At 68.4% G+C, this 11,561-nt stretch carries 9 protein-coding genes; 6 read left to right on the top strand and 3 right to left on the bottom strand.

Annotation, left to right across the window (positions count from 1 at the left end):
• Positions 1-16: 16 nt before the first annotated feature.
• Positions 17-1,120, bottom strand: a complete 1,104-nt coding sequence (mnmA, locus tag RF701_RS13785) for a tRNA 2-thiouridine(34) synthase MnmA (protein WP_308815280.1) — start codon at positions 1,118-1,120, stop codon at positions 17-19.
• Positions 1,121-1,260: 140 nt separating this feature from the next.
• On the opposite strand from mnmA, the gene RF701_RS13790 reads away from it, so the two are divergent.
• Both RF701_RS13790 and RF701_RS13795 read left to right on the top strand, forming a co-directional pair.
• Positions 1,261-1,488, top strand: a complete 228-nt coding sequence (locus tag RF701_RS13790; protein WP_308815281.1) for a hypothetical protein — start codon at positions 1,261-1,263, stop codon at positions 1,486-1,488.
• 104 nt (positions 1,489-1,592) lie between these two features.
• Positions 1,593-1,892 (top strand): DUF1153 domain-containing protein, encoded by a 300-nt coding sequence (locus RF701_RS13795; protein WP_115378580.1) that lies wholly within the window; start codon positions 1,593-1,595, stop codon positions 1,890-1,892.
• A gap of 134 nt (positions 1,893-2,026) precedes the next feature.
• Here RF701_RS13795 and RF701_RS13800 read toward each other — a convergent pair whose 3' ends face one another.
• Entirely contained in the window at positions 2,027-3,214 is a 1,188-nt protein-coding gene (locus RF701_RS13800; protein WP_308815282.1) for an ATP-binding protein, read from the bottom strand.
• Positions 3,204-4,448, bottom strand: a complete 1,245-nt coding sequence (locus tag RF701_RS13805) for a response regulator (RefSeq protein ID WP_308815283.1) — start codon at positions 4,446-4,448, stop codon at positions 3,204-3,206. The genes RF701_RS13800 and RF701_RS13805 overlap by 11 nt, the downstream gene beginning before the upstream one ends.
• Positions 4,449-4,619: 171 nt before the next feature.
• Here RF701_RS13805 and RF701_RS13810 point away from each other — a divergent pair, with 171 nt between their 5' ends.
• The 4 genes from RF701_RS13810 (at position 4,620) to RF701_RS13825 (ending at position 11,527) form a co-directional block, all read left to right on the top strand.
• Positions 4,620-5,867 (top strand): efflux RND transporter periplasmic adaptor subunit, encoded by a 1,248-nt coding sequence (locus RF701_RS13810; RefSeq protein ID WP_308815284.1) that lies wholly within the window; start codon positions 4,620-4,622, stop codon positions 5,865-5,867.
• 8 nt (positions 5,868-5,875) lie between these two features.
• Complete coding sequence (locus RF701_RS13815; protein WP_203308607.1) at positions 5,876-6,556, top strand: ABC transporter ATP-binding protein; 681 nt, start codon at positions 5,876-5,878, stop codon at positions 6,554-6,556.
• A 121-nt stretch (positions 6,557-6,677) separates the two neighbouring features.
• Positions 6,678-9,095, top strand: a complete 2,418-nt coding sequence (locus RF701_RS13820) for an ABC transporter permease (protein WP_308815285.1) — start codon at positions 6,678-6,680, stop codon at positions 9,093-9,095.
• 11 nt (positions 9,096-9,106) lie between these two features.
• On the top strand, positions 9,107-11,527 hold the full coding sequence (locus RF701_RS13825; protein ID WP_308815286.1) for an ABC transporter permease: 2,421 nt from the start codon (positions 9,107-9,109) through the stop codon (positions 11,525-11,527).
• Positions 11,528-11,561: the final 34 nt, after the last annotated feature.

Consider the following 11,561-nt stretch of genomic DNA (forward strand, 5'->3'; position numbering starts at 1 on the left):
CGTCAGGGAGGGTTCGTTACGCGGCCGCGAGCGCGGCTTCGGTTTCCGCGATCCAGCCGCCACCGAGCACCCGGTCACCTGCATAGAGCACCGCCGCCTGGCCCGGCGCCACGCCATATTCGGGCATGTCGAACACCAGCCGCTCGCCGATCATGCGCGCCGGCACGGGCTTGGCCATCGAGCGGACCTTGGCGGTCAGCGGGCCGTCGAGCGGACCCAGACGGCTGAGATCGGTAAGCCGTGCCGCCGCGACAGCGAGCGCGGCGCGAGGGCCGACGACGACACGCTTCGTCTCGGCGTCCAGCCGCACGACATAGAGCGGTTCGGCGGTGCCGCCGATCTCCAGCCCGCGTCGCTGGCCGACGGTGAAATGGATGATGCCGCGGTGCTCGCCCAGCTTGCGGCCGCCGAGATCGACGATGTCGCCGGCGGTATCGGCGTCCGGGCGCAGCTTCTTGACCAGTCCCGCATAATCGCCGTCGGGTACGAAGCAGATGTCCTGGCTGTCCGGCTTGCCCGCGACGGCAAGACCCATGTCGGCGGCCAGTTCGCGCACCCGCGCCTTGGGCAGGGGCCCCAGCGGAAAGCGCAGGAAGTCCAGCTGTTCCTGGGTCGTGCCGAACAGGAAATAGCTCTGGTCGCGCGCGGGATCGGCACCGCGGTGCAGCTCGGCTCCCTGCGGACCGAGGACACGTCGCACGTAGTGGCCGGTGGCGAGGCAGTCCGCGCCAAGCTCGCGAGCCATTTGGAGGAGGTCGGTGAACTTCGGCCCGGTGTTGCACTGGACGCAGGGAATGGGGGTGCGACCGGCGAGATATTCGTCGGCGAAGCGGTCCACCACCGTCTCGCGAAAGCGGCTTTCGTGATCGAATACGTAATGCGCGATGCCCAGCCGGTCGCACACCGCGCGCGCGTCGCGGATGTCGCGGCCGGCGCAGCAGGCGCCGGCGCGACCGATCGCCTCGCCGTGATCGTACAGTTGTAGCGTCACGCCGATCGTTTCCGCACCGGTGCGCGCGGCGAGCGCGGCGACCACCGAGCTGTCGACGCCCCCCGACATCGCGACCACGATACGCCGCGACCCTACGGGCCCGGCCAACTGGAAATCCACATCGTCCATGATGGCGCGTCCCATACGCCCTTTCCGGTCCGGCGGCAAAGTTCGCGAAGGATCACGAGGCATTGTGCGGCGCTTTTACGGACCCTTCATCCTGTGTGGCCTAAACCGTCCGTCCCGAACGACGATGTGGGCGTACGCTTTTGGATCTGAGCTTTCCCGGTTTCGACAAGGATGCGGAGGTTACCCGGCTGCCGGGTGACCTCGCCGTGCTCATGGTCGGTATCGCGGCGCGCCAGAATGCCAGCGCGACCGCGACGGCGCAGGCGCAATTCGGCCGGGTTCGCGACATCGGGCGGCTGCTCCAGCCGCTCGACGGCGCGTTCAACGGCCCGATGGCGGCGGCGCTTATGCGGTGGGGCGAGGGGTGAACGCGATATTTACCGAGGCGCTTCAGGTGATCTTCAAGCGTCGTCGTTAGGGAAGCGTATCGAATGTTGAACGTAGGCCTGCTGGCCCCGGTCGAGGTTGAGTAATGATCGAGAACCAGAAAATCCGTCCCGCCAAGGTCATCGGCCCGCTTGGAGAGTCGCTGACCCTGGATTCGCTGCCGCCCCCGTCGACGACGCGGTGGGTGGTCCGTCGCAAGGCGGAAGTGGTCGCGGCGGTCAACGGCGGCCTCCTGTCGGTGGACGAGGTCTGCGAACGGTACGGCCTGACGGTCGAGGAATTCGCGGGATGGCAGCGCGCGATCGACCGGTCGGGCATGCCCGGACTGCGCGTGACGCGCATCCAGCATTACAAATCGCTGTACGAGCGCCAGCAGAAATACTGATCCGCGCGCCCTTGGCGCCGCATGCCGGCCCGCCTTTCCCCGGTTCGAACCGGGTGCAAAGGCGGGCCGGTATCGATTCAGGGGAGGCGGCGGTTCCTGCTCGGGCTGGCGCGCGATCCCCGCGGCCGGCTGCGTCAGAAACCCCGCGGTAGCGGCAGCCTCGCCTCGAAACGGGTATGATCATCGATGCGCGGCAGGAGGCGGACGTCGCCGCCATGACCGCGCACGATCTGACGGGCGAGCGCCAGCCCGACCCCGCTTCCCGACGGCTTGGTCGTCATGAACGGGTGAAAGATCGAGTCGGTCAGGTCGGAGGGAACGGCAGGGCCGTCATTGCCGATCGTCACGACGGCGCCATCGGCATCGCGTGACGCAGTCAGCGTCACGGCGCCGGGGCGGTCGCCCTCCGTCGCTTCCGCCGCATTCTGCAGGATCGCCCACAGCGCCGCGGTGAGCTGGTCGGCATCCGCGATGACGCTTGGCGGCGCGTGCTGCATATCGACCGCAAGCGGTATCGCAGGCCAGCGGACCGCGAACAGCCGGGCGAGGTCGGCCACGAGGTCGGCAGTCGCGATCCGGGTCCGCTTGGGCGCGGGAAGGCGGGCCAGACTGCGATAGGCGTCACCGAATCGCTGAAGCCCGCCGGCGCGACGCGCGATGGTCTCCGCCGCCTCGCATACCGCCTCCAGATCCAGCGGCGTATCGTGCAGCATCGCGGCGACGGTGTCGGCAAGCGATGCGATCGGCGTCAGCGCGTTGACGATCTCGTGGCTGAGGATCTGGACGAGTTCGCGCAGGGCGGTCGCCTCTGCGGCCTTCAACTCGGCGTCGATATCGATCAGCGCGCCGACCTGCGCCACCCGCCCTCCGAGCAAAAGTTCGCCGGCCGCGAGGGCAAAGGGGCGCGGCATGCCGGCAAGCTCGAGCGTGACGGTGGCGGTGCGGCCCGGCTGCGTGTGTGCCAGCGCCTCGAGCAAGGCGGCCGGCGGCGCGGGAAGCACGTCGTCCGCGCCGAAAAGTCGGCGCGCGGCGCGGTTGACCGCGCGCAGCACGCCGGCCTCCAGCACGACGAGTGGCGCAGGCGACAGGTCGAGATAGGCGGTCAGCCGGCGATGATCGTCCTCGCCCCGCATGGCCGCGGGGGGCGGCAGCGGCAGGGGCGGGCGGGTGGCGATCACGGCGGCGGCGGCGGTCCAACCGGCGACGAGCAGCGCGAGCACGGTCGTGGCATAGAGGCCGGAGGCGGCGCTCCACGCTGCCGCGCCTCCCGCGAAGGTGCCGACCGCGACGCGGATACCGGCTGCGAGCCGATCAGAGACCATAGCGGGCCATCCGCCGGTAGAGCGCGGCGCGCGTCAGGCCCAGTTCTGCGGCGGCGCGACTGACGTTGAAGGCGTGCCGTTTGAGCGCCGCGGCGACGAGCGCCTCTTCGCTGCGCGCAAGATTGAGATCGGCCGCCAGGGCGCGCGGCGCGAGATCGTCGGGTGGCAGTGCCAGCGCGAGATCGGCGACATCGTGCGCCGGGGCGGTGCCAAGCAGCACCGCGCGCTCGGTCGCGCGACGCAGGCCGCGGACATTGTCCGGCCATGGGTCGGCCGCGATGGCGCGCGCGGCTTCGGGTGTCAGCGGACGCGCCGGCTTGCCGTACCGCCCAGCGAAGACGCCGAGGAAATGACGCGCCAGCAACAGCGCGTCATCGTCGCGCGCGGCGAGCGGGGGCAGGTCGATCTCGATCGTCGCGACGCGGTCGAGCAGGTCCTCGTGCAGCGCGCTACGCAGCGTCGCACGATCCAGGCGGCTGGTCGCGATCACGCGGTCCGTGCCGAGCGCCCGCGCCAGCGTCGCGTGCAGCGCCGGGGCAAGTCGATCGATCTGGTCGATGACCAGTGTCGCGCCGGCGGCCTCCGCCAGCGTGGCGTCGAGAACGGCGGCATCTGCCGCAGCGGCATCCAGCGTCACCAGCGGCCGATCGCTCCGTGGCGAACCTCGGTGGATCAGCGTCGCGGCCAGCGTCTTGCCGCTGCCGGGGCCGCCGCTCAGCAACAGCGGCGCGTCGGTGGGCGCGATCCGCGCGATCAGCCCGCGGACCGCGGCGATGGCAGTGCTCTCCCCCAGCAAGGCCGGTGCCGCATCGGGCGCGGGTGCCGGCGCGGCGTCGAGCTTGGCGCGCCGCAGCGCGACGCCGCGTTCGACGGTCGCGAGCAGGCGGGCGTTGCTCCATGGCTTGATGACGAAATCCGCCGCACCGCCGCGCATCGCCTGCACCGCCACCTGGATGCCGCTATGCCCGGTGACGACGATGACGACCGCATGGCGATCGGCAGCCATCAGCCGATCGAGCAGGGCGAAGCCCTCCTCGCCGCTGGTCCGGCCGCGCGCGAAATTCAGGTCGAGCAGGATCACGTCGGCGGGGCGCTGTGCCAGGCTGACCCAGGCGGCATCCGGATCCGCGGCGCAGGCGACGGCCATGCCGTGGCGCTCGAGCAGCAGCTGCGCGGCTCGCGCGATATCGGGATCGTCGTCGACGACGAGAATGGTCGGTGATTCGGTTGACATCACGCCTGCACTGTCCGGAAACGGACACTGGCTACAGGTGTGTACGGACCCTTGGCTAGGGGTGTAGAAAAGAACACGTTAAAACAGGTGCTTAGGTGTGTGCGGGGTGTTCGGTCTACACTGTCCGGCATGTTGGACACGCCTTCTTCGACCCCGATCAGCGGCGCAGGCATGGATCGCCGCATCGAGCGGCCATCCGCCAAACGTCGCAAGCGGCTGATCCGCATCGCAATCGGTTTGGCGATCGCCTGCGCCGCCGCCGTGCTGTGGTGGCTGATGCCGGGCGGCAACAGCCTTGCGGTGGACGCGCAGTCCATCCGCACGGGCGCGGTGACGCGCGAGGCGTTTCGCGACTTCGTGCCGCTGCGGGCCGAGGTCGCGCCGCTGCGCACCGTCTATGTCGCCGCGGTACAGGGCGGCTCGGTGGCGCAGGTGATCGCCGCGGACGGCACGATCGTCGCGGCCGGCGCGCCGCTTGCGCGCCTGTCCAACCCCGGTCTCGAGCTCGACGTCGCCAGCCGCTCCGCGACGATCGTCGGCCAGCTCAGTGCCAACAGCGGCGAGCGGCTTTCCGTGCAGCGCACGCGCCAGGACAGCGCCCGCGACGTCGCCGAGGCGCGCAACGCCCTGTCCAAGGCGCAGACCGCGCTGCGCCAAAAGCAGGTGCTGTTCGACAAGGGGTTCGTCACCGCCGCCGCGATCGATCCGCTGCGCGAGGAAGTCGCCTACCAGTCCAATCGCGTGGCCGCGCTCACCGCGGGTCAGGCACAGGCCAACGGCACCCTTGCCGATCAGTCCACCGGCATCGCCGCGACGGCGCGCGAACTGCGCGAAAGCCTGGCGATGGTGCGGGCCAGTCTCGCGGCGCTCACCGTTCGCGCGCCGGTCGCGGGACGGCTCACCGCCTTCACCATCCAGCCCGGACAGATTCTCAAGGCTGGCGACCCGGTCGGCCAGATCGATTCGGAGGGGCAGTGGAAGCTCGTCGCCGATGTCGACCAATTCTACCTCGGCCGCGTGCGGACCGGCCTGTCGGCGACCGCCGACCTCGACGGCGGGCGCTATGCGCTCCACGTCATCCGTATCCTGCCACAGGTGACGGAAGGGCGGTTCCGCGTCGAATTGGGCTTCGACGATCGGGTCCCGACCGGCCTCAACCGTGGCCAGACGCTCGACGTGCGCCTCGTGCTCGGCGCGGACCGTCCCGCGACGGTCGTACCGGCGGGCGGCTGGCTCGATGCGGGCGGCACCACGGCCTTCGTCATGGACGGCGACAAGCGGGCGGTGCGGCGGGCGATCCAGACCGGTCGCCGCAATCCCGACCAGGTCGAGGTGACGAGCGGCCTGTCACCCGGCGAGCGCATCGTGACGACGCCGCTTTCGACCTACGCCCAATACCAGACCCTCCTCATACGATAGGACTTGCCATGATCCAGCTTCAGGACGTCAGCCGCACCTATGCTTCCGACGAGGTCGAAACCACGGCCTTGGGCGGCATCGACCTTCACGTCGAGGGTGGCGAATTCGTCGCCATCATGGGCCCCTCGGGGTGCGGCAAGTCCACGCTTCTTAACATCCTGGGCACGATCGACCGGCCGAGCGGCGGACGGTATGTGTTCGAGGGAGAGGACATCGCCCGCGCGCCGGAGGCGGAACTGGCGAAGCTGCGCCGCGACCGGCTGGGCTTCGTGTTCCAGAGCTTCAACCTGATCGACGAACTGACGATCGCGGAGAATGTCGCGCTCGGCCTCGCCTATCGGTCGATGCCCGCGCGCGAAAAGAAGGATCGGATCGCCGCGGCGATGGACCGCGTCGGCATCGCCCACCGCCAGCGGCACCATCCGCATCAACTGTCGGGCGGTCAGCAGCAGCGTGCCGCCATCGCGCGTGCGATCGTCGGCGAGCCGCGGCTGATCCTGGCGGACGAGCCGACCGGCAACCTAGACACCGCCAATGGCGCGCAGGTGATGGAGATCCTGCAGCAGCTGAACGCGGAGGGCGCGACGATCGTGATGGTCACGCACAGCCCCGCGCATGCCGACATCGCGAAGCGCACCGTCCATATGCTGGACGGCCGTATCCTCGCCTCCGCGCGGCTAGCGGCGTGATGCTGCGCCGCGCCCCTCGCACGCGCGGCAACGGTGTCATCGTCGTGCTGCTCGTCCTCGTCCTGCTGCTCGTGCTGCGCATCGCGTCGCAGACCAAGCCCGTCGCCTGAAGGTGATCGCCATGTCCTCCTCGGCCTCCGCCCTCGTCAGCTTCTACCGCGCGCTGACCCGCCACCGCCTGTTCGCCCTGCTCAACATCGGCGGCCTTGCGCTCGGTATCGCGGTGTTCCTGCTGCTGTTCCTCTACGTGCGGTTCGAGACGGGCTATGACCGGTCGATCCGCGGCGCGGACAAGCTCTACATCGTCCAGGAACGCTATTTCACGCCTGGTTACCCCCCGGAGGCGAGCCCCTATACAATGGGCGCCTTCCTCGAGCGCTTGCGCGGCGATTATCCGGCGGTCACCGGCACCCGATTCTGGCCGATGAACGCGATCGTCCACCAGGGAAGCACCGTCACCGACGAGCAGCTTGTCGCAGTCGATCCCAATTTCTTCGCGCTGCTGGATTTTCCCGCTGTGGCCGGCGATCCGGTCAGGGCGCTCTCCGGCCCCGATACGGCAGTCATCACGCAGCAGGTCGCGCGAAAATATTTCGGGACGCAGCCGGCGATCGGCAGGTCGCTGACGATCACGATCGACGGCAAGACCTTCACCTATCGCGTCGCTGCGGTGGTCGCCGACATGCCGACGGATTTCAGCTTCCCCAGTGACATCTTCGTGCCGATCGTACGCGCGCGCTTCGCGAACGAATGGTTCGACCATTGGGGCAGCACGTCGCTGACCACCTTCCTCCGCTTTCCCGATGCCGCGGCGGCCAGCGCTTTCGAAGGCGAACTCGGCCGCTTTGCCGAGCGGCATGTCTTCCCGGACGGCAACATCAAGAAGGGGACGTGGCAGCAATCGCTGCGTCCGCTCGTCGACAATCATCTCTACGACCCCGCCGATCGCGCCGCGGTGACGACGTTGGGCATCGTCGGGGCACTGACGCTGCTCATCGCGATCGTCAATTACGTCAATCTGGCGACCGCAAGGTCGGGTCTGCGGGCGCGCGAGGTGGCGGTGCGCAAGGTGCTCGGCGGCACGCGCGCGGCGCTGTTGCGGCAGTTCATGCTGGAGGCGACGGCGACCGTCGCGCTCGCCGCATTGATCGGGCTGGCGATCGCAGAGCTTGCCCTGCCGCTCGTCAACCTCGCTGGCGGCATGTCGCTCTCTATCCGCTACATCGGCGAAGGGTCGATCCTCGTGCCGCTGGTCCTCGTGATCGTCTTTGTCGGGGCGGCGGCCGGCCTCTATCCGGCGCTGGTGCTGACCCGCTTCCGGCCGGCGGCGGTGCTCGCATCGGCGCGGGCGCCGGGCGGCGGACGCGCGGGCGCGCGGTTGCGGACCGCGCTGGTCGTCGGCCAGTTCGCCATCGCCATCGTCTTCGGCATCAGCACGGTGACCATGCTGGCACAGGCCGTGCACGTCCGGGCCGCCGATCTCGGCTTCCGGCGGGACAATCTTTTCATCCTGTCGAAATTCGCCTGGGTGGACGAGGATCAGCAGGCGGGCGTGCTGCGCGCCTATGCGGCTCTGCCAGGGGTATCGGCCGTCACCTCAGCCCAGAACGCGCCCGGCGACCAAATGATGACCAACACATCGAACATCTACCGTGCCGGCCTCGACCAGAGCCGGGGCCACTCCACGATGGACGTCGTCGTCGGTGACGCTTACTTTCCGGCGGTGGGCGGCCGTCTCATCGCCGGCCGCTTGTTCGATGCAGCGCATCCCGCCGACGACATCGCTTTGCGCGGGAAGGACAGCAAAGCGCCCTACAACGTCGTCATCAACCGCACCGCCGCGGCGAACCTAGGGTTCGCCAGTCCGGCGGCGGCCATCGGGCAGTCGCTGGCCGGCAACGGGACGATGACGATCGTCGGCGTGGTCGACGATTTGCGCTTCCGCGGTCCGCGCGAGCCCGTGGCCAGCGTGGAATATCGCTATTCGAGCAAGCCCTTCCCCAGTCCTTATGCGATGGTCCGTTACAGCGGCGATCCCGCCGGCTTCCGTGACACGGCAGAGGCCACATGGAAGCGCGTCGTCCCCGCCGTCCCGTTCGCGGGGCGAACGGTCGAGGAGAATCTGTATCGGCGCTATTACAAGACCGACGCGCAGCGCGCCAAACTGTTCACCATCGGTGCGGTGCTGGCGGTGCTGATCGGCTGCATCGGTCTCTACGGGCTTGCCGCGTTCGACACCGCGCGGCGTATCAAGGAGATCGGCATCCGCAAGACCTTGGGTGCGTCGACCCTGGACGTGCTCAGGCTGCTGATCGGACAGTTCATGCGACCGGTGGTCCTCGCCAACATCGTCGCCTGGCCGATTGCTTTCGTCGCGATGCGGCGCTGGCTCGGCGGCTTCGACGATCGCATCGCGCTGTCGCCGCTGTTCTTCGTCGCGGTGGCGCTGGTCGCGGCGGGAATCGCGGCGGCGACGGTCTTCGCGCAGTCATGGCGCGTCGCCCGCGCGGAGCCCGCGCGCGCATTGCGCTACGAATAGGAGGGGGTCCCATGCATTCGGCGCTGGTTTCCTTCTACCGCACAGTTGTTCGGCACAAGCTCCATACCGCGCTCGATATCGGCGGTCTTGCACTCGGTATCGCCGTGTTTCTCACGCTAGCGCTGTACGTACGGTTCGAGACGAGTTTCGAGCGATGGCTGCCGCATCACGAGCAAATCTACGTCGTCGGTACTGAGGTCCACTTGCCGGGTAGCGCGATCAATGGCGTCTATCCCGCGACGATGGGCGGCCTGCTCGAGCAGATGCAGGCGGCATTTCCGGGTCTCACCGGTACACGCATGCGGGGCGGGACAGGCGGCGGCGTGGTACGCGATGGCGTGACGACAAAGGAGGATGTGACGCAGGTCGATGCGTCCTTTTTCGATGTCTTCGCCCTGCCGATGGTCGCGGGGCAGGGAGCTGGCGCGTTGCGTGACCCCGCAGCGGTGCTGATCAGCCGGGCGGTGGCCGCACGTTATTTCGGCCATGATGATCCGATCGGCCAGACGCTGACGATCGCGTTAGATGCGCCGGTCCGCTATCACGTTGCTGGCGTATTCGAGGACATTCCCGCCAATAGCGATCTCAAGGCTGGTCTGCTGATACCCATGCCGTCATTGCCGCCACCAGGCGAATGGGCATGGAATAAATGGGGCACTGCGTCGCTAACAACCTACCTGCGCTTCCCCACTCCAGCGGCGGCGGCGGCGTTCGCAGCCAAGCTGCCTCCGTTTGTCGACGCCCGAGCGCGGCCGGATGTAGGGCCGGGAGCGTCGAAATGGCTCTCGCTGCCGCTGATGCCGCTGAGGGACGTGCATCTGCATCCGGTCGGTGCGGAAAGCGCCAGCCGGAGGATGATGGTCGCGGTGTTGGGCGCCATAGGCCTGATGACTTTGGCGATTGCCGTGTTCAACCACGTGAACCTCGCGACCGCACGAGGCATCTTGCGCGCACGGGAGGTGGCGCTGCGCAAGGTGACGGGCGCCACGCGCGCGACGTTGATCCGCCAGTTCGTCGGTGAGGCGGTCCTGATGGTCGGCTTGGCGGCGCTCGTCGGGTTGGCGCTGGCGGAGGTCGGGTTGCCGCTCGTCAATGCCGCGGCCGGAACCTCGCTGACGGTCCCTTATGGCTGGGCCTTGCCGCTACTGGTTTTGCTGACGGGCGTGGTCGGTTTCCTCGCAGGCTTCTATCCAGCCATCGTTCAGTCAACCTACCCCGCCGCTGCGGCTTTATCCGCCGCTCCTGCACCGGCGGGCGGTCGCGGAAAGCGCCGCCTGCGTGAGGCATTGATAGTCCTCCAGTTCACGCTAGCAATCATCTTCGCCATCGGAACGTTGGTGATGATGGGTGAGGTCGCGCATCTACGCGGCAGCGATCTCGGCTTTCAGCGGCGCGGGCTAATCACCGTCGCATCACTTGCCGATAAAGGGCTTGCACCGGATCAGGTGCGAAGCGTCGTCAGCGCGATCCGCCGCCTGCCCGGTGTGAACTCGATAGGCCTCGCTACGGCCGGCCCGGGCGGGGACGGCAGCAGCATCGCGGATGCCATCGAGACCCCCGGTCAGTCCAATGGCGGGCCGATCTTGCAACTTGTCAGCGTCGGGCCCGGATTCTTCGACACCTATGGCGCCCGCTTGCTTGCCGGGCGCGTGTTCGACGGTCGGCATCCGGGGGACGATTCGAGCAACTGGAAGAGGTGGAATGCGGGGCGCATGATCGTGTTGAGCCGCCAGGCTGCGCAGACTTTGGGCTTTGCCACACCTGGAGACGCGATCGGCCGAACGGTCGGCTATCCCCGGCCGCGTACCATCGTCGGCGTGATAGAGGATATGCGCTTCCTTTCCACGCATCAGCCTGACGGCGGCAGCTACTACATCTTTTATCCCGATCAACCGCCGCAGCCAGTTGCCGCCGTGCGTTTCCGGGGCGATCCACGGGCGATGTTGGACCGGATCGCCAGCGTGTGGCGGCGGGAGGCGCCGCAGGTGCCGTTTCGCGGCGACACTGTCGATGCACGCATCGCCAGCCTTTATGAGGTGGACACTCGGGCGATGCGCCTGTTCACCATCGGCGCGGTGCTTGCGCTGGTGATCGCGTGCATCGGGCTCTACGGTCTTGCCGCGTTCGACACCGCGCGCCGAGTGCGGGAGATCGGCATCCGCAAGACGCTGGGCGCCTCGACGGCGGAGATGCTGCGCATGCTGGTCGGCCAGTTCCTGCGTCCGGTGGTCGTCGCCACCGTGCTGGCCTGGCCGATCGCCTTTTACGCGATGCGCCAATGGCTCGCCGCCTTCGCCGATCGGATCGCGCTGTCGCCGCTCTATTTCCTCGGTGCCGGCGCGGCGGCGCTCGTGATCGCGGCGGCGACGGTCCTCGCCCAGTCATGGCGCGTCGCCCGAGCGGAGCCCGCGCGCGCCTTGCGCTACGAATAGGGGACTACTCGTCCGTCCGGCGTTGTGCGAAGGC

The organism is Sphingomonas sp. GV3 (assembly GCF_031082075.1).
In the GTDB taxonomy this organism is placed as follows: Bacteria; Pseudomonadota; Alphaproteobacteria; order Sphingomonadales; family Sphingomonadaceae; genus Sphingomonas; species Sphingomonas beigongshangi.